This window comes from Robertmurraya phoenicis (genome assembly GCF_047302285.1).
Lineage (GTDB): Bacteria > Bacillota > Bacilli > Bacillales > Cytobacillaceae > Robertmurraya.
Genome location: NZ_CP154845.1, coordinates 2,965,781 through 2,983,830, shown reverse-complemented (window position 1 = coordinate 2,983,830; position 18,050 = coordinate 2,965,781). Strand labels below are relative to the sequence as shown.

The following is an 18,050-nucleotide window of genomic DNA, read 5'->3' as shown; positions in this document are numbered from 1 at the left end:
ATCGATTATCGATGGCAAATGACGTCACTTCACTTAGTGGGGCAAAGGAGAGATAAGATGTTCTTAACATATGAAGACTTATCTGCAATTTTTCCAGATGTAACAGGGATCAGAGAGTTCGATTTACATTTTCAAACCGTTTCGATTAGAGCGGATTTAGTCCAACCGAAAGGCCTCTATATTCCATTAGATACCAATACACAAGATCTTCAACAAGCCATCGCTAATGGAGCGGTAGCTGTGGTTTGGGAAAAGGGGAAAGCGATTCCTAAATATACACCAAATCACTTTCCGGTATTCTATACAGGTGATATTGCAAATGGAACAAAGGACATTTTGAACGCTTACCGTGATAGATTAAAAGCAGAAGCAGTCGATAAAAAGGACAAAACAAATTTCCTGTTTTTAGACGGAAAACTTCTTAATGATTTTTATGAAACATATGATAAGGCAGTAATAGAAGCAAAAATTAACGAACTGATAGAGAAGTTTCGAGAGGAGAAGGAATAGAAAATGCTCGAGCAAGTTATATTTTTTACGATATTATTAGGATTTTTGATTTCAGTCATTCTTTCTCCTATATTTATTCCTTTCTTAAGAAGGTTGAAATTTGGACAAAGCATTCGGGAAGAGGGACCGAAATCCCATCTGAAGAAATCAGGGACACCAACTATGGGTGGTCTTGTGATCTTACTATCAATCGTAGTGACAACATTTATTATGATTGGAAAGTATGCACAGCCTACTATCCATACGTACTTATTAATCTTTGTAACCTTTGGGTTTGGCTTATTAGGCTTCCTAGATGACTTTATTAAAGTGGCTTTAAAGAGAAACCTTGGACTTACTTCTTTACAGAAATTAATCGGGCAAATCATCGTGTCTGTTGTTTTCTTTTTAATCTTACAACATTATGATTTTTCAACAGTGGTTTCGATTCCACTTACAAATTTCTCAATAGATTTAGGCTGGGGTTATGTACTGTTTATTATCTTTTGGTTAGTTGGCTTCTCTAATGCAGTAAACTTAACCGATGGACTAGATGGTTTACTTTCGGGGACAGCTGCAATTGCTTTTGGAGCTTTTGCTGTATTAGCATGGAGTCTATCCCAATTAGAAATAGCTGTTTTTTCAGTTGCTGTTGTAGGGGCAGTACTAGGTTTTCTCGTTTTTAATGCCCATCCTGCTAAAGTGTTTATGGGTGATACTGGTTCGCTTGCACTTGGTGGAGCGATTGCTGCAGTAGCGATTCTTTTAAAACTTGAGATCTTGCTTATCATCATCGGTGGGGTATTTGTAATCGAAACCTTGTCCGTTATTTTACAGGTTATTTCATTTAAGACAACTGGACGAAGGATTTTTCGAATGAGTCCACTGCACCATCATTATGAACTAGTTGGATGGTCTGAATGGCGTGTAGTTGTTACATTTTGGACAGTTGGACTGCTATTTGCTGTCCTTGGAATCTATATCGAGGTGTGGTTGTAATTGAAGCAGATAAAAACATTTTTTCATAAGAAAATATTAGTATTAGGTCTAGCCAAAAGCGGGGTGAGTGCAGCCTCGCTTTTACATAGGTTGGGGGCTTTTGTAACGGTAAATGATATGAAGCTTTTATCGGAGAATCCAGAGGCGCAAGGATTACTTGAGCAGGGGATTACCGTTATTTGTGGCGAGCATCCGATCGAATTAATCGATCAGGGATTCGAATTAATCGTCAAGAACCCAGGGATTCCATACCATAATCCAATGATTGAAAGGGCACTTGAAAAGGGTATTCCGATTATTACAGAAGTAGAACTGGCTTATCAAATTTCAGAAGCGCCATTTGTCGCCATTACAGGCACAAATGGCAAAACAACAACGACGACTCTTGTATTTGAAATGCTTCGTGAGGGAAGGAAATCTCCTCTAATTGCGGGGAATATTGGTACAGTTGCATCAGATGTAGCGCAAGAGGCGACAGATGAAAATATGGTAGTCATTGAACTATCTTCATTTCAGTTAATGGGAATTGATCGTTTTAATCCTTTTATTGCAATTATCACGAATCTATATGAAGCGCATTTAGACTATCACGGGAACTTAAGTGAATATTGGAAAGCAAAGGCCAATATAACAAAAAATCAAACAGAAGATGAATTCTTAATTGTCAATGTTGATCAAGAGCAAGCTGTTGAATTAGCGAAACAATCGAAGGCACAAATCATTCCATTTTCCACGAAGAAAATCGTCGATAATGGTGCTTTTGTGAAAGATGGAGCTATTTGGTTTATTGATGAAAAAATTATGGATGTTGGAGACATTGTCTTACCAGGGGAACATAATCTCGAAAATATATTATCATCAGTGGCAGCTGCTAAGCTTTCTGGAGTAGACAATGAGGCCATATTTAAGGTGTTAAACTCCTTCAAAGGGGTTAAGCATCGCTTGCAATTTATTGCAGAGAAAGAAGGACGAAAATTTTATAATGATTCAAAGGCGACCAATATTTTAGCAACAAGCAAGGCGTTAGCTGCGTTTAAGGAACCGGTTGTATTACTTGCAGGTGGCTTAGATAGAGGGAATGAATTTGATGAATTACGACCGTATTTGGATCAAGTCAAAGCGATCGTAACGTTTGGACAAACGGCTGGGAAAATAGAGAGAGTAGCAAATGAGGCAGGAATAAAATCGATCATCCGTGTCGATAATGTTGAAAAAGCCGTACCCGCTGCTTTTGAGCTGTCTAGCCCAGGAGATGTGGTGCTACTATCACCTGCATGTGCTAGCTGGGACCAGTATAAAACTTTTGAGGTTAGGGGAGACATTTTTATCGAAGCGGTGCATAAGCTTAAGTAAGGGCTAGTCCAACTTCGTATGTTTGGCATGACACAACTCGGCCCTTTAAACTTGCATTCGAGGTGGATAAATTGCCGACAAAAAGATCTACTCCTGACTTTATTCTATTGATCGTGACATTTGCTTTACTTGCTCTAGGTTTAATCATGGTTTATAGTGCCAGTGCGATTTGGGCTGATTATAAATTTAATGATTCTTTTTTCTTTGCGAAAAGACAAATGCTTTTTGCGGGGGTGGGAATTTTCGCTATGTTCTTTGTCATGAATATTGATTACTGGACATGGAGGAAATTTGCGAAGATCATTTTAATTATCTGTTTTGTCCTTTTAGTGCTCGTTCTAATTCCTGGAATTGGGAATGTTCGAAACGGATCGAGGAGTTGGATAGGAGTTGGAGCTTTCTCCGTTCAGCCATCTGAATTTATGAAGCTGGCCATGATTGCATTTTTGGCAAAGTATTTATCGGAGAATCAAAAGAATATCACTTCATTAAAAAAAGGACTATTCCCTTCATTAGGATTAGTATTTCTCGCTTTCGGGATGATTATGCTTCAGCCTGATTTAGGGACAGGCACTGTAATGGTAGGCACTTGTATCGTCATGATATTTGTAGCAGGTGCAAAAATCAGTCATTTCGTTGGCTTAGGTGTTATTGGGCTGCTAGGATTCGTCGGTCTTATCATCTCAGCACCGTATCGTATTCAACGGATCACATCATTTTTAGACCCGTGGTCAGACCCGCAAAATAGTGGTTTCCAGATTATCCAATCCTTATATGCTATCGGTCCGGGTGGATTGTTTGGGTTAGGACTTGGTCAAAGTAGACAGAAGTTTTTTTACTTGCCTGAACCTCAGACGGACTTTATCTTTGCGATTTTAGCAGAAGAATTAGGTTTTATCGGTGGTTCCTTTGTTCTCTTGCTCTTTGCTCTACTTTTGTGGAGAGGCATAAGAATTGCTCTAGGTGCACCTGACTTATTTGGAAGCTTTTTAGCTGTTGGAATTATTGCGATGGTCGCCATTCAAGTTATGATTAATATTGGCGTCGTGACAGGACTAATGCCAGTAACAGGGATAACCTTACCATTCCTCAGTTATGGTGGTTCCTCTCTAACACTCATGCTTGTTGCCATAGGTGTACTTCTAAATATAAGTCGCCATTCGAGATATTAATTTCAATACGTACTAAAAAACAATATAATAATCCTAATAAGAGCCCTGGTATCAGGGCTTCTTTCAATTTAGGCTACAATTAGATATTTAGCTCACATTTTAGTAAAATGAAAGTGAACGCCCTATTATGACGATAACATTAAAAATAAATAACATTATCATGTTGTTATCTCATGATTCTTGATAATATAGTAGAATGGGTAAAGCGCAAATAACCACCATCTCCCTTGAAGGATTTTACCAAATAGAGAAAACCAACTACGATTGATACGGCTTTTAAAGATACTCAAGAGGTGAAAAAATGAGAATTGTTGTTAGTGGAGGAGGTACCGGAGGACATATATATCCGGCACTTGCCTTAATTCGAGAAATACAAAAAGAAAATAAAGAAGCTGAGTTCTTGTATATTGGCACAGAAAAAGGTTTAGAAGGAAAACTCGTTCCGAGAGAAAATATTCCATTTAAATCTATACATATTACTGGATTCAAAAGAAAACTTTCTTTCGATAATATGAAAACCATTTACCGATTTATAAAAGGTGTATCCGATAGTAAGAAGATGCTCAAGCAATTTAAAGCAGACGTAGTCATCGGTACTGGTGGATATGTGTGTGGACCTGTTGTGTATGCAGCTGCAAAACTGGGCATTCCAACAATCATTCACGAACAGAATAGTGTACCAGGATTGACAAATAAATTTTTAAGTCGTTACGTCAATAAAATCGCGATTTGTTTTGAAGAGGCAAAGAACTTTTTTCCGAACGAAAAAGTTGTCTTTACTGGAAATCCGCGTGCTTCAGAAGTACTAGGACAAGATGGCGTTAAAGGAAGACTGTCGGTCGATTTAAAGACTGGGGAACGAGCCGTTTTAATCTTTGGCGGAAGTCGTGGAGCTAGACCAATTAACGAAGCGGTGATTAAATCACTTTCAGAGCTCGGTAGTAAACCGTATCAAATTTTATACATTACAGGTGATGCCCACTATAACGAAGTCCTCAAAGAGGTGGAGTTAGTCGGAAATCCTGCTAATGTGGTCATTAAACCATTTGTCCATAATATGCCAGAAGTATTAGCGGGGATTGATTTGACTGTTTCTCGTGCAGGAGCGACTACTCTTGCGGAATTAACATCGCTCGGGATTCCGAGTATTCTCATTCCGAGCCCTTATGTGACGAATAATCATCAAGAAAAAAATGCTCTCTCCTTAAGTGATCGTGGTGCAGCAAAACTACTTTTAGAAAAAGAATTGACCAGTAAAAAATTAGTGGAAGAAATAGATCGCATTTTAATGGACGAGAAGCTATTAAATTCGATGAAAAAATCTGCTAAAGAACTTGGTATTCAGGATGCCGCTAAACGTCTCTATAACGTCATGGAGGAACTGACTCGCTAAGTAATGGATGAACCATAAATCAAAATTTCTCAGTACACATATAATGAATTAACTACAAGCATGAAAGGGAGGTTAAGATGATCGAACTTAGCACAAAATTGATAGAACAAAATGTAGGAAAAGTGAAGGAAAACGAACCATTAGCTAATCACACTACGATAAAAATTGGTGGTCCTGCTGACTGTTTTGTTGAACCATCATCTGTTGAAAACTTGCAAATCACGATGGATCTTATCCGTGAATATAACGTAAGCTGGAGGGCGATTGGAAGAGGGTCAAATCTTCTAGTATCGGATAAAGGGATCGAAGGGGTCGTCATAAAGCTTGGAACAGGGATCAATGAACTTGAAATGGACGGCACAAAGATTATGGTTGGTGGTGGATATTCACTCGTTGCATTAGCTACCCAAATCAGTAGAAAAGGCATAGCCGGGCTTGAGTTTGCTAGTGGAATTCCAGGCTCAGTTGGCGGTGCAGTATACATGAATGCGGGAGCTCATGGATCAGATATTTCGAAAATCCTTGAAAAAGCACTCATCCTATTCGAGGACGGGCAGCTAGAATGGATCTCGAATGAGGAAATGGAGTTTTCATATCGGACTTCCGTACTGCAGAAAAAACGTCCGGGTATTGTGATAAAAGCGGTTTTTCAATTAGTTGAAGGGGATAAAGAGAAAATTTTAGCTGAGATGAAGAAAAATAAAGAATATCGAAAAGTGACGCAACCATGGGATTCTCCTTGTGCGGGCAGTATCTTTAGAAACCCATTACCAAATTATGCGGGCAAGCTAATAGAAGGAGCAGGATTAAAGGGCTATTCCATCGGTGGAGCAAAGATTTCTGAGATGCACGGGAATTTCATCGTGAATAATGGTGGAGCGAAAGCAGAGGATGTACTTTCTCTTATCCAATATGTGAAGGATCAGATCTTTGAAAAATATCAGGTGAAAATGGAGACAGAAGTAGAAATTATCGGACGAAAATAGTCCTTTTTCCCCCTTTTGCTGCTATTATTTATGGTATAATATAACACTATATAGAACCCTATACATGTATTAAAGTAGGAATAACGGCATGTGTTATCGTGCCGTTGTTTTCTCTTTTTATGATGATATATATATGTTCGGCTTGGTAATTCGATTTATGTTAATACTAGATTTGGACAAGCCTTTTATACGTAAAGTAAATGGAAATGGAATGGGAAAATCGGGGTGAATAGGTTGGAAAAAGGGAAGATCGTTTCGCTAGAAGATCGCGTTCCTAAGCTAAAACAACAAAGACGGAGGAAAGCAAATAAACGCCTTATTTTTCTATTGTTTTTGTTTTTTTTGCTTATCAGTTGCGTCGTTTATTTCCAATCACCGCTTAGTCATGTAAATATAATTAAGATAATAGGCAATGAAGCTTATGTTGAAGATGAGTTAATCGCTTTAAGCGGATTGACTAAGAATACGAACGTTTGGAAGATTAACGAAAACGAAGTAGTGGAAAAGCTTGAGGAATTAACTGAGGTAAAATCAGCTACTGTTGAAGTAGAGTTCCCAAATAATGTTGCGATCACTTTGAAAGAATGGAAACGAATTGCTTATATCATGAAGGATGGCCTGTTTTTACCGATTCTTGAAAATGGGAACATTTTAGAAGAACAGTCCGGGACAATTCCCGTTAATTCACCTATTCTTTTTTCTTTCTCAGAAGGTAATGCGATGGAGGCAATGATTGACGAGTTAAATAATATTCCGGTTGAGGTACTGAACTCGATTTCAGAAATTCATCTCGATCCGAAAGAGACGGACCCTTATCATATTAAATTATTTATGAATGATGGGTTTGAAGTAAGTGCATCCATAAGAAGCTTTTCCGATAAAATGGCCCACTATCCTTCTATTGTTAGCCAACTGGATCCAGAAATTAAAGGTGTTATTGACTTAGAAGTTGGTTCATTCTTTAAAGCTTATGAATGGGAAGGTGCTGAAGAAGAGAATGAAACTGAAGGTGAAGGGTAAGCATGTCATTCTCTCGTTGGTCGGTCTAGTTTTAGGTTTTATCATGGCATTTTCATATCATTTCACACAAGTTAATGATACAGATAAGGCAATAACGAACGGTCAATGGGAGCGAGACATCGAATTACGTAATCAATTAATCGCTCAAGAGGAAAAAAATCGTCAACTACAACAAGAACTGATTGAGAAACAGGAGAAAGTTCGAGAGACGGAAGAAGAGTTAGCTCAGGAAGAGCAAGTCTTTTTCAATCTAGCAGAGGATGCGGAAAAATATCGAATGTTTCTTGGTAAGGTTCGAGTGAGAGGAAAAGGGGTTACAGTAACATTAGCGGACGGCCAGTATAACCCGAATGAAGACAATATCAACAATTACCTTGTACATGAGCATCATGTATTTAATGTTGTAAATGAATTATATGTTTCAGGTGCAACAGCTGTCGCGATTAATGGACAAAGACTTTCACATAACTCTTATATCGTTTGTAACGGTCCTGTCATAGAGATTGATGGAAATCCTCATCCTGCTCCGTTTGTGATTACGGCGATTGGTGAACCTGATGTTCTATCTTCTGCCTTGAATATTACGGGGGGAGTAAAGGACAGGCTTGTAAATGAAAATGTTGAATTCAAGTTAGAGGTTAACCAAGAGATTATACTTGAACCAATTCTAGGTTCGTAAAACTTTCAAAGTTGTCCACAAGTATAGAAAGTTGGGTGATTCGGTGGGCAAAGGTAAAATAATCAGTTTTACACTGATAACGTTGATCGTGGGATTTATGTTAGCCATCCAGTTTCAGTCTGTTCAAAAACCTGTTGTCAGAGACACCCGTGACACATGGGAATTAAGGGAAGCATTGCAGAAGGAAATGGAATTGCAATCGAAGCTGATAAAAGAAATACGCTCGAATGAAGAAAAGCTAGCGAATTATGAAACGGAACGGAAGCAAGGTCAGGAGCAAACATTGCGGACTACGTTAGATGAATTGAAGGAAGAAGCTGGTTTAACGGATGTAACAGGGCCGGGTGTGAAGATCGAAATTGACGTCATTGACAATGCGCTCATTTTTGATCAGAGTGAACTAATGCTCTCTTCAGAATTGTTAAGACGATTATTAAACGAAATCAATATGTACGGAGCGAAGCATGTTTCAATCGGTGGACAACGGGTAATCAATACGACGGTGATTAGGGAAATTGCCGGAGAAACGAAAATTAACGGTCGCTCTCTAAGGAATTTCCCAATCGAGATTTTAGTGATTACCGAGGATATGAAGACTGCCAAAAATTTATACAATCGAATGCTCGTTTCCAATGCAATAGAGGAATTCTTTATCGACAATTTGAAAATGTCATTTATAGAGCCTCAACTTAAGATTTCTATTCCAGCGTATGAAGACTCCATTAGAATTAGAAATATAGAATCAGTGAAATCTGATAAAGGAGGCAATTAGAAATGTGGCTTCCGGTATTGGGACTAATTGTTGGTGTTGTTTTAGGGCTTATGAGCAACTTTAGTATCCCTGATGAATATTCCAATTACTTATCGATTGCAGTCCTTGCAGCATTAGATACATTGTTTGGTGGAATCAGAGCCCACCTGCAGAATATTTACGATGAGAAGGTATTTGTCTCTGGTTTTTTCTTTAATATTGCTTTGGCTGCAAGTTTAGCTTTTCTAGGTGTGCATCTTGGTGTAGACTTGTACTTAGCAGCAGTTTTTGCATTCGGTGTAAGACTGTTTCAAAACATTGCAGTTATAAGAAGAATTTTAATCACAAAATGGTCAACAAAATAAGTCAACAAGAAAATTAGAAAAAATTCAATTTATTAAAAGGGAAAATATTAATTTTGCCGAATAATTTTATAGATAAGTTGTTTTTCTTTGATGAAATTACTTCTAATGAGGGGCACAAATCAGCCTATCTGTAAAATAGGGATGTGTTTCTTCTCTTTAATGGACGGCCAACGGTTGATCATTTATAAAATCGAGAGAAAGAAATATAGATGGGTCAGTATTGTTGTTCGAGAAAATTGAATCGCTTAAGAGGAGGTGCCAGTGAGAATGAACAGCAACGACATATATGTAAGTCTTGACATCGGTACATCCAGTGTAAAAGTTATCATTGGTGAAATGGTCAATGACGCATTGAATATTATTGGAGTTGGTAACGTAAAGTCTGAAGGCTTGAGGAAAGGTTCTATTGTTGATATAGATGAAACGGTTCATTCTATTAAAAGGGCGGTAGAGCAAGCTGAAAGAATGATTGGAATGGAAATAAGTCAAGTGATTGTCGGTGTAACGGGTAATCACGTACTACTACAACCGTGCCATGGTGTAGTGGCTGTTTCAAGTGATAATCGGGAGATTTCCAACGATGATGTGGCACGAGTCCTTGATGCTGCTCAAGTAGTTTCTATTCCACCTGAACGGGAAATCATTGACGTCATACCAAGACAATTTATCGTTGATGGACTGGACGAAATTACGGATCCAAGAGGGATGATTGGTGTTCGGTTAGAAATGGAAGGAACCATTATTACTGGTTCAAAAACAATCTTACATAATACGTTAAGATGTGTTGAAAGAGCTGGTTTGGAAATTTTAGATATCACTCTTCAACCGTTAGCAGCAGGGGCATTTGCTTTATCAAAAGATGAGAAAAACCTTGGCGTTGCCCTTGTCGATATTGGTGGTGGTTCTACCACAATTGCTGTTTTTGAAAACGGTAATTTAAAGGCTACAGGTGTCATTCCTATTGGTGGAGACCATATCACAAAAGACATATCGATAGGACTTCGTACCTCTACCGAGGATGCGGAGAAAATCAAGATTAAACAAGGACATGCTTATTATGATCATGCTTCTGAAGAAGATGTTTTTAGCGTACCTATAATTGGTAGTGATCAGCATCAACAATTTAATCAGTTAGAAATTGCTGATATTATAGAAGCAAGAATGGAAGAGATTTTTGAACTTATCCAAGCAGAGGTTAGACGTTTGGGTGTACATGATTTACCTGGAGGCTATGTCTTAACAGGTGGAGTCGCAAATACTCAAGGCATTCTTGAATTAGCTCAAGTTATTTTTCAAAATCGAGTTCGTATTGCTATTCCTGATTATATTGGTGTTCGGGAACCACTCTATACTACAGCAGTGGGACTTATCAAATTTGCATACAAAAATGCGAAGGTGCAGGGTAGAAGTTTAGATAGTCAAGCAAACGTTACAGAACCAAAGGAAAAACGTGTTCCAAGGCAAACGCAACCAAAAGCAAAAACGGAAAAACAACCTGAAGAAAAAATGACATCAAGAGTGAAGAAATTCCTTGGTTACTTTTTTGAATAGCTGAATGATTTATTCAGCTTAAACGATAGCTTCAAGTAAAGGGAAAAGCAATTTTTCAGTTTGTATCTAAACTAAAAAAAGCTCTTTTACTTGTAGAAGGCGGGATAAATAGTGCTATCAGGAATATCGACGAATTAGGAGGATTTGTCATGTTGGAATTTGATACTAATTTAGATTCATTAGCGACGATAAAAGTAATTGGCGTAGGTGGCGGCGGTAACAACGCAGTAAACCGGATGATTGAACATGGGGTTCAGGGTGTTGAATTTATTGCTGTGAACACAGACGCTCAAGCTTTAAATCTATCAAAAGCAGAAGTTAAAATGCAAATTGGAGGAAAGCTAACCAGAGGTCTTGGTGCTGGGGCGAATCCTGAAGTTGGAAAAAAAGCGGCTGAAGAGAGTAAAGAACAGCTTGAGGAAGTACTTAGTGGTTCTGATATGGTCTTTGTTACGGCCGGTATGGGTGGCGGAACAGGTACAGGAGCTGCGCCAGTCATTGCCCAAATTGCTCGTGAATTAGGAGCTTTAACTGTAGGGGTTGTGACACGTCCTTTTACCTTCGAAGGCAGAAAGCGTCAAAATCAAGCAGCAGGCGGTATTCAAGCGATGAAGGAAGCCGTTGATACATTAATCGTAATCCCGAATGATAGATTATTGGAAATTGTGGATAAGAGCACACCAATGCTTGAAGCATTCAGGGAAGCAGATAATGTATTACGTCAAGGGGTACAAGGTATTTCTGACTTAATCGCTGTACCAGGACTTATTAATCTTGATTTTGCTGATGTGAAGACAATCATGTCGAACAAAGGCTCTGCACTTATGGGAATCGGTGTTTCTGCTGGTGAAAACCGTGCAGCAGAAGCGGCGAAGAAAGCTATTTCTTCTCCATTATTAGAAACATCTATTGATGGTGCTCAAGGTGTCCTCATGAACATTACAGGTGGTTCTAATTTAAGTTTATATGAAGTTCAAGAGGCAGCTGATATTGTGGCAACAGCTTCTGACCAAGAAGTTAACATGATTTTCGGATCAGTAATCAACGAAGATTTGAAAGATGAAATTGTAGTAACGGTTATTGCAACTGGTTTTAATGAGGAAGTAGCTCAGGTAAAATCATTCCGCCCATCATTAAATCAAGCGAAACCTACAAACTCTTTTGAAAAACCACGTAGAGAGGTTAGAAGAGAAGAGGAAATACCAGAGCCAACAAGAACAGTAAGCCAACAAGAAGATGCTCTAGATATTCCAACGTTTTTAAGAAATCGCAATCGTAGAAGATAATCGCAATATGTAATAAAGCATGATCCGAAATTGGGTCATGCTTTTTTTTTCGCCAAAATTCTGTCTGAAAGGGGACGAACCATCCCTCACCGTTGCTTGCAAATTATCCAATGTGAATATAAGAAAAACTGACAAAATCCGAACGAATATGTGAAAATTACTGCTTTTTTATTTCATGAAGTGACACACTTTCATCATGAATGTACGCTATACTTTTTCGTAACAGATTAATAGAGAAACAGTAAATAAGATTTACCTTAAGTGATAGGGAAAAGGGGGAGAGCAGTTGACCATCTATTTAGATGTCATTTGGGCATTAAATTTTCTGTTCGATACCCTTCTTTTATATTTGACAGCTATCATTTTGAAGAGGAAGACTCAAAAATATAGGTTATTGCTCGGTGGATTGATCGGTTCATTCATTATTTTATTATCGATTACCCCATTAAATGCCTATTCGGGACATCCGATAACTAAATTATTTTTCTCTTTCCTAATGATTCTTGCCGCTTTTGGTTATAAGCGATTTCGTTATTTTCTAAGTGGGGTATTTACCCTTTACTTAGTGACATTCCTTGCTGGAGGGACTTTAATCGGAGCTCACTACTTTATCCAATTTGATTTAAATTTAGCTTCTAATGTGGCATTGGGTAGTATAAAAGGGTTTGGTGATCCGATTAGTTGGCTTTTTGTTCTGATTGGGTTTCCACTCGCATGGCATTTTTCCAAGACGAGCATTGAAAGGATTGAAGTGACAAAAATTCAGTACGACAAAATCGTCGATGTCTCTGTTAAGCTCGGTAACGTCAATATGAAGATCAAAGGTCTCATAGATAATGGGAATCAATTATATGATCCGATCTCAAAAATGCCTGTTATGTTTGTTTCGATAAAAAATCTAAAGGATCTACCTGAGGAAATAACAAAACTGGCGAATGAAGCAGAAAGAATTATATTAGGTGAAGTGGAATTGGAATCGGATTTGGAATTTACTTTGAGAATTATTCCTTTTAAGGTAGTCGGACAAGAGCATCAGTTAATTATAGCCGTTAAACCAGACGAAATTTTAATCGAAACGGGAGGAGAAAGATTGTTAGTAGAAAAAGGGTTGGTTTCATTTACTACTCAGGAACTATCTTCTGATGATACCTTTAGGTGCATCGTCCATCCTAAGATGCTAACAAGTTCTAAGAGTAAGACATCGACAAAAGTGAGCTAATGTAAAAACTCATGACTATGAAGCTTTAGAACGAAAAGAGCCTAAGAAAGAAACCAATTATCACATGATTTAGAAGGAGGACAACAGATGAAAAGATTGAAACTTCGCTTATCCTACTATTGGTACAAACTTTTAATAAAGTTAGGCATTAAAACAGATGAAATATATTATATAGGTGGAAGCGAAGCTCTCCCTCCTCCCTTAACGAAAGAAGAAGAAGAGCTGTTATTACAAAAGCTCCCAAATGGAGACATGGCTGCACGCTCCATTTTAATTGAAAGGAATTTACGATTAGTTGTCTATATTGCACGGAAGTTTGAAAATACAGGCATTAATATTGAAGATTTGATTAGTATTGGAACGATTGGCTTAATTAAAGCAGTGAATACATTTAATCCAGAAAAGAAAATTAAGCTTGCTACATACGCATCGAGATGTATCGAAAATGAAATTCTAATGTACTTAAGAAGAAACAATAAAATTCGTTCAGAAGTTTCCTTTGACGAACCTCTTAATATCGATTGGGATGGCAATGAGCTTCTGTTATCTGATGTGCTTGGAACAGAAGATGATATCATTACAAAAAATCTTGAGGCGACTGTAGATAAAAAATTACTATTAAAAGCTTTGCACCAGCTATCCGATAGAGAAAAGCAAATTATGGAACTTCGTTTTGGATTAGGGAGTGGCGAAGAAAAGACACAAAAGGATGTAGCAGATATGCTGGGAATTTCGCAATCGTATATTTCTCGCTTAGAGAAAAGAATCATTAAAAGATTAAAGAAAGAATTTAATAAAATGGTGTGAATAATTTGAATTAAAAAACATCTAAATATTGGAGGAGAAAAATTAAAATAAAACACTAATAGGGAAAGGTTTTTGACGAGAATCCATCTTTTCACCCTTCCTTGACCTGATCGAAAGTGCATATTTTTCCTTCTCAAGGAGATACTGTTTTTGTACAGCAACTCCTGTGAGGAGGGAAAAGAATTGACTCGAAATAAAGTTGAAATTTGCGGTGTTGATACATCTAAACTTCCAGTGCTTAAAAACGAAGAAATGAGAAAACTTTTTAGAGAAATGCAGAGTGGGGACACTTCCGCACGTGAAAAACTCGTTAATGGAAATTTACGACTAGTATTAAGCGTCATTCAGCGTTTTAATAATAGGGGCGAGTTTGTTGATGACCTCTTTCAGGTAGGATGTATAGGTCTCATGAAATCTATTGATAATTTTGACTTAGGTCAAAATGTCAAATTCTCTACTTATGCTGTTCCGATGATCATTGGAGAGATTCGGCGCTATTTAAGAGATAATAATCCAATTCGTGTTTCTCGTTCATTAAGAGATATCGCTTATAAGGCACTTCAAGTACGAGAGAAACTAATGAGTGAAACGTCAAAGGAACCAACCGCAGCAGAAATCGCGAAGGTTCTGGATGTTCCTCATGAGGAAATTGTCTTTGCATTAGATGCGATTCAAGACCCAGTGTCATTATTTGAACCGATCTATAATGATGGGGGAGACCCCATTTATGTGATGGATCAATTAAGTGATGAAAGAAATAAAGATATTCAATGGATTGAAGAAATAGCTTTAAAGGAAGGTATGAGAAGATTAAATGAAAGGGAGAAGTTGATCCTGAGGAAGAGGTTTTTCCAAGGGAAGACGCAGATGGAAGTTGCCGAAGAAATTGGCATTTCCCAAGCACAAGTATCCCGTTTAGAAAAAGCAGCCATTAAACAAATGAATAAAAACATACAAAGCTAAGCAAAGAAGCTGCCAAAATAGGCGGCTTTTTTGTGTTGTAGGAAATTATAGATTTCGCAGTTGTGTATAACTTTGTGACTGAGTGTATCTACCTCTAGCGCAAGCAGCCATTGCCTAGCAAACTTCAGGTCCTCTTCCTACGATAAGTTGCTATCACAATTCAGGTTTCCTTTATCGAAAGAACAGGCCCTATGAGTTTGTACGGCGATAGTTAAGGCGCCTTGCGCTTTTTTTCTTGTCTGAGAATTTAAAAATTCCCTCGACTTAATGTTCGTATAAACAGTAGGAGCATCGGTATGAAAAAATAACAGGAAAAGTTCCGCTTAAGGAGCAAGCATCATGAAAAGTAGCCGAAATAACAGGAAAAATTCCTGCTATTCCCTCAAAAAATGCCAAAATAAACGATTTTGCCCTCCATAAGCGGAAAATCTTCCGTTATTTCCCCTAATAGGGTCTCCATTGATGATATAACAGGAAAAGTTCCGCTTAAGGGTGAAAGATGTTTGGATCGAATGAGACAAACCGAAGCTTCCTACATTTTGTAGGAGTTTTTTTTAGGAAGCTTTCTATTGTATATAGAGTTAGTACGTTGGAATTATTAGAATTCTAATAATTCATATATAATGTGTAGGTTTGTTTCAAAATTATGGAATGATGAGAGTAGTACTAGTCAATGAAGTGTAAGTAGTGAAACAGTCTTTATAAAAACTTAGGGATTAATAGACATATAAACAACTAAATTTACTATTTACGAAATTTAGAAAGCAACAACTTGGATTACTATGCCTAATTCTAGTTGAAACAATTTTAACGATAAGTGTTCTTTTTTTAATAAAGGATCTAATCGATTTGATCACCATGAATGATGCACAAGGCTCGAACTACCGGCTTGGAATGATCATTATTGCTATCTCTTTTATGGCAGTAAGAGTGGATGTTACTCAACAATACCATTGGAACAGTCTTAAAAATGATATCCATTAAGCATTTAAGACTTACTCTTTTTGAAGCAACCATGAAAAAGGAAAGTTCCTTTTTCCAGAGGAGCAATTCAGGAGATATTTTGCTGCGATTTAATCTTTTTCCTACTCTTTCTAATTATGTTCATTATTTGCCTACCTTGTTTCATATACATAGAAGGAGAAATCGTAGGAGTTGATATCCATGATAAGAATATCTGAATTTCAAATGAAGGATGTTGTCAATATATCAGATGGAAAAAAGCTTGGGAATATTGGAGATATTGATATTAACTTGAAAACAGGAAAAATTGAAGCGATCATTATAACGGGTGCCGGTAAGGTTCTGGGCTTTTTTGGGAAAGATGAAGATGTAACGATTTCATGGAAGAATATTTTAAAAATTGGTGAGGATGTCATATTAGTTCGTTATAAGGATATTCCAGAAATTAAATATCTTGAAGAATAGAAAGTAAGCAAGCTTTGGCAGAAACGTCATTTTTTACTGTGACCTCGGAGTTATCTATGTTAAACTAAAAAAAACAACATGGGGTAATGAAGTATGGAGCCGTTCTTTTTAAGGAATGAACAATTTTATTTGATTGAAGGTTGGCCTTCAGATTCTCTTGTTGCAGGATTCACAAGCAAAAATGGGGGAGAGAGTACAGAGGATTTTTTCTCGTTAAATTTAGGATTCCATGTACATGATAACATAAAAACAGTTTGCCGAAATCGTGAAACAGTTTCCCAATTGCTAGATTTTCCAATGGAAAATTGGGTTGGCGCTGAACAAACCCATGATATACAGATTGCGAACATTCAAAAACGACATAGAGGAAAAGGCGCAAGTGAATACGGGGACTCCTTTAAGCACACAGATGGCTTTTTCACAAAAGAGTCTGGTGTTTTGCTCACCCTTTGTTTTGCAGATTGTGTTCCTCTCTATTTTTATGCGCCGCAACATCAAGCAATTGGAATCGCGCATGCTGGTTGGAAAGGGACTGTGAGAGGAATCGGGAAGGAAATGATTCAGTTGTTTAAAACCGAGCAGATCCCTACCGATGAGGTGTTCGCTGTGATCGGACCTGCCATTTGCGAAAAATGTTATATTGTTGACAATCGAGTTATCGATTTAGTTCAAAATATACTAGAAGATGTCGAAGAAAAACCATATAATTTAATTAATGACAATCAATATCATCTAAATCTAAAGGAATTAAATCGTTTAATCTTACTACAATCAGGTGTTCCAGCTGAGAATATTGAAGTATCAAATTTCTGCACAAGTTGTCATAAAGAACATTTTTTTTCACATCGACGGGATGAAGGGAAGACCGGTCGTATGCTGGGATTTATAGGTTGGAAGGAGGATATAAAAACAAACGATGAAGGTAACGGACAATTTAACAGCAATAAACGAACAAATTAATCAAGCGTGCCGCAACGCTGACCGTGATCCTAATGAAATCAAGATTATTGCTGTTACAAAATATGTATCTATAGAGAGAGCAAAAGAAGCGATTGATGCAGGAATTACTCATTTAGGTGAAAACAGAGAAGAAGGGTTAAGTGCTAAATGGGAGGTTCTTGGGGACAAGCCGAAATGGCATTTCATCGGTACTCTTCAGTCACGAAAGGTAAAGAATATGATTGATAAAGTTGATTTCATTCATTCGCTAGACCGGTTATCGCTAGCTGCTGAAATCAATAAAAGGGCAAAAGGGAAGGTAAAATGCCTTGTTCAGGTAAAAACATCTGAAGAAGAATCAAAACATGGTCTATTTCCAAACGAAGTACTCTCGTTTATTCAACAATTAGGTGATTATTCGAACATAGAGGTTGTTGGTCTAATGACGATGGCTCCGTTTACCCAAGACGAAAATGTGTTAAGACATAGCTTTCGAACACTGAAAGAATTACAACATGAAATTCAAAGTAAAAAATTAGAATATGCTCCTTGTCATGAGCTTTCCATGGGAATGTCTAATGATTTTAAAATCGCGATCGAAGAAGGAGCAACAATGATTAGAATTGGTACCGCATTAGTCGGTGAATAAA

General features: G+C 37.5%; 18 protein-coding genes. All 18 read left to right on the top strand.

Features of this window, described 5'->3' with window-relative positions:
* Positions 1-57 precede the first annotated feature (57 nt).
* The 18 genes from AA0X71_RS14905 to AA0X71_RS14820 all read left to right on the top strand — a co-directional run bounded on the left by AA0X71_RS14905 (position 58) and on the right by AA0X71_RS14820 (position 18,049).
* The gene (locus AA0X71_RS14905; protein WP_413356090.1) at positions 58-510 is read left to right on the top strand and encodes a hypothetical protein; all 453 of its coding nucleotides are present in this window, start codon (positions 58-60) and stop codon (positions 508-510) included.
* 3 nt (positions 511-513) lie between these two features.
* A complete protein-coding gene (mraY, locus tag AA0X71_RS14900; RefSeq protein ID WP_413356089.1) occupies positions 514-1,488 on the top strand; it encodes a phospho-N-acetylmuramoyl-pentapeptide-transferase in 975 nt (324 codons plus the stop codon).
* Complete coding sequence (gene murD, locus AA0X71_RS14895) at positions 1,489-2,841, top strand: UDP-N-acetylmuramoyl-L-alanine--D-glutamate ligase (RefSeq protein ID WP_413356088.1); 1,353 nt, start codon at positions 1,489-1,491, stop codon at positions 2,839-2,841.
* A gap of 71 nt (positions 2,842-2,912) precedes the next feature.
* Positions 2,913-4,013, top strand: a complete 1,101-nt coding sequence (gene spoVE / locus AA0X71_RS14890) for a stage V sporulation protein E (RefSeq protein ID WP_413356087.1) — start codon at positions 2,913-2,915, stop codon at positions 4,011-4,013.
* Between the two features lie 301 nt (positions 4,014-4,314).
* Positions 4,315-5,406, top strand: a complete 1,092-nt coding sequence (gene murG, locus AA0X71_RS14885; protein ID WP_413356086.1) for an undecaprenyldiphospho-muramoylpentapeptide beta-N-acetylglucosaminyltransferase — start codon at positions 4,315-4,317, stop codon at positions 5,404-5,406.
* Positions 5,407-5,483: 77 nt separating this feature from the next.
* The gene (gene murB, locus AA0X71_RS14880; RefSeq protein WP_413356085.1) at positions 5,484-6,392 is read left to right on the top strand and encodes a UDP-N-acetylmuramate dehydrogenase; all 909 of its coding nucleotides are present in this window, start codon (positions 5,484-5,486) and stop codon (positions 6,390-6,392) included.
* A gap of 234 nt (positions 6,393-6,626) precedes the next feature.
* Positions 6,627-7,412, top strand: a complete 786-nt coding sequence (locus AA0X71_RS14875) for a cell division protein FtsQ/DivIB (RefSeq protein ID WP_413356084.1) — start codon at positions 6,627-6,629, stop codon at positions 7,410-7,412.
* Entirely contained in the window at positions 7,390-8,091 is a 702-nt protein-coding gene (locus tag AA0X71_RS14870) for a DUF881 domain-containing protein (RefSeq protein WP_413356083.1), read from the top strand. Before AA0X71_RS14875 ends, AA0X71_RS14870 begins: the two co-directional genes overlap by 23 nt.
* 43 nt (positions 8,092-8,134) lie before the next feature.
* The gene (locus AA0X71_RS14865) at positions 8,135-8,863 is read left to right on the top strand and encodes a DUF881 domain-containing protein (RefSeq protein WP_413356082.1); all 729 of its coding nucleotides are present in this window, start codon (positions 8,135-8,137) and stop codon (positions 8,861-8,863) included.
* Between the two features lie 2 nt (positions 8,864-8,865).
* Complete coding sequence (locus AA0X71_RS14860; protein ID WP_413356080.1) at positions 8,866-9,207, top strand: small basic family protein; 342 nt, start codon at positions 8,866-8,868, stop codon at positions 9,205-9,207.
* A 267-nt stretch (positions 9,208-9,474) separates the two neighbouring features.
* Positions 9,475-10,758, top strand: a complete 1,284-nt coding sequence (ftsA, locus tag AA0X71_RS14855; RefSeq protein WP_413356079.1) for a cell division protein FtsA — start codon at positions 9,475-9,477, stop codon at positions 10,756-10,758.
* Positions 10,759-10,907: 149 nt separating this feature from the next.
* Positions 10,908-12,044: a cell division protein FtsZ gene (ftsZ, locus tag AA0X71_RS14850; protein ID WP_413356078.1), complete on the top strand. Its 1,137-nt coding sequence runs from the start codon at positions 10,908-10,910 to the stop codon at positions 12,042-12,044.
* 286 nt (positions 12,045-12,330) lie between these two features.
* Complete coding sequence (spoIIGA, locus tag AA0X71_RS14845; protein WP_413356077.1) at positions 12,331-13,263, top strand: sigma-E processing peptidase SpoIIGA; 933 nt, start codon at positions 12,331-12,333, stop codon at positions 13,261-13,263.
* An 87-nt stretch (positions 13,264-13,350) separates the two neighbouring features.
* Positions 13,351-14,070, top strand: a complete 720-nt coding sequence (sigE, locus tag AA0X71_RS14840) for an RNA polymerase sporulation sigma factor SigE (protein ID WP_413356076.1) — start codon at positions 13,351-13,353, stop codon at positions 14,068-14,070.
* A 150-nt stretch (positions 14,071-14,220) separates the two neighbouring features.
* A complete protein-coding gene (gene sigG / locus AA0X71_RS14835) occupies positions 14,221-15,033 on the top strand; it encodes an RNA polymerase sporulation sigma factor SigG (protein ID WP_413356075.1) in 813 nt (270 codons plus the stop codon).
* A gap of 1,164 nt (positions 15,034-16,197) precedes the next feature.
* Positions 16,198-16,461 carry a YlmC/YmxH family sporulation protein gene (locus AA0X71_RS14830; protein ID WP_413356074.1) on the top strand — a complete coding sequence of 88 codons (264 nt, stop codon included), beginning with the start codon at positions 16,198-16,200 and terminating at the stop codon, positions 16,459-16,461.
* A 93-nt stretch (positions 16,462-16,554) separates the two neighbouring features.
* Positions 16,555-17,421 (top strand): peptidoglycan editing factor PgeF, encoded by an 867-nt coding sequence (gene pgeF, locus AA0X71_RS14825; RefSeq protein ID WP_413356073.1) that lies wholly within the window; start codon positions 16,555-16,557, stop codon positions 17,419-17,421.
* Positions 17,378-18,049 carry a YggS family pyridoxal phosphate-dependent enzyme gene (locus tag AA0X71_RS14820; RefSeq protein ID WP_413356072.1) on the top strand — a complete coding sequence of 224 codons (672 nt, stop codon included), beginning with the start codon at positions 17,378-17,380 and terminating at the stop codon, positions 18,047-18,049. The genes pgeF and AA0X71_RS14820 overlap by 44 nt, the downstream gene beginning before the upstream one ends.
* Position 18,050 lies beyond the last annotated feature (1 nt).